The organism is Neisseria sp. P0022.S010 (assembly GCF_051956635.1).
The window spans coordinates 1-470 of the sequence record NZ_JBQCXF010000874.1 but is presented as its reverse complement, the minus strand read 5'-3'; the positions used below and the strand labels follow the sequence as shown (position 1 = coordinate 470).

Genomic DNA, 470 nt, shown 5'->3' with positions numbered 1-470 from the left:
AACCCAAACCCACAAACCAACCCCAACACCAACAAAACCACCCCCCCCACAACCACCAAACAGAACGCACCCCAAAGCCCCCAAAATCAGGCATACACAAAACTCGCCGCCACCGACTCCACCCACAATCAAGCTACAACCACCCAAACCAACAAAGCCTCCAACCAAAATACAAGACCCAAGGCCTCCCAACAACCCAAACCAAACAACACGACCAAACCCACCAAACTCAACACAAAAAACCCAAACAACCACCACCACACAACCACCCATCACACAACCACCAACCCCACCAACAAACCATACCACACGCCCCAAATCAACACAACCACCAACCCCCAAACTGCCAAAACTAACCCCACGCAAAGCTCCGCCCACCAAACCAAAACCAACCCCACCACCACCAACCCAAACAACAACCAAACAACAACCACCATCGACCACAGAAACACCAGCCCGCAGACTACCAA

General features: G+C 52.1%; 1 protein-coding gene. It reads left to right on the top strand.

What is annotated here, in order from left to right; genetic code table 11:
- Window positions 1–470: hypothetical protein (locus ACTHUT_RS21875; protein ID WP_440419918.1), on the top strand; the 470-nt coding region annotated here is incomplete at both ends.